General features: G+C 40.0%; 1 protein-coding gene. It reads right to left on the minus strand.

Annotated features, from left to right (window positions below):
• On the minus strand, positions 1-805 hold an 805-nt coding region (locus tag PSI15_RS18240), incomplete at both ends, for an IS982 family transposase (protein WP_273584758.1).

An 805-nucleotide genomic window follows, 5' to 3' on the forward strand; every position in this document is an offset into this window, starting at 1 on the left:
ATTAAGCCTGATACGACCTCCAACAAAAAGCCGACAACACTCCGATGTCTTGAGTGTTCTATCTGAGAAATATTTTTCAATTGATCATTGACGGTTTCTATTAAAAATCGTTTTCTTAACATTACCTTATCCCAAAGTGACAAAAACTTCGTTTTCATATTACGGCGAACATTGGTAATGAGTGTAATGCCTTCCTCTTTCAGTTCATCGCATAACGCCTGTGATAAATACCCTTTATCACCATACAAATGCCCGGATAATCCCTTCACCAATTCCTTAACGGGTTCGCGGTCATCCGTATTGCCTGGGGTTAATTTAACGGATAAAAGCTCACCACAATCATTAATGACCAAATGAAGTTTAAAACCATAAAACCATCCCATGCTGGTTTTCCCCCGTTGGGCAACGCCATCAAAAACTTTATTCCGGGGAATACGAACATTGTGGCAAACGGCGATTTTGGTGGAGTCGATAAAGGCAATGCCCTGTGATTTTTCTTTACGTGAAGAAAGGAAAGCGCATAAAGGAATAAGGGCTCTTTTCTTCAATGTGATTATTCGGTTATAGCTCACCAAGCCGGGAAAATCAGCGGTAAGGAATTGTTGCACATGTTCCGTATAAAAGGCTTTGAAATGACGATAATGGCTCATGTGAAATAAAATCAGGATGGTCATCACTTCACTGAGGGACAAGGAGGTTGTGCGATGGCGTTTAAGCAGCTTGTTTTCAATAAGTTGTTGTTCCCAAAGCGGAATAAATTTTTGGCAAAAATCATCGACACAGCAATAAAGTTCTTCTAAAGTCA

It is taken from the genome of Xenorhabdus sp. PR6a, from assembly GCF_028599065.1.
In the GTDB taxonomy this organism is placed as follows: domain Bacteria; phylum Pseudomonadota; class Gammaproteobacteria; order Enterobacterales; family Enterobacteriaceae; genus Xenorhabdus; species Xenorhabdus doucetiae.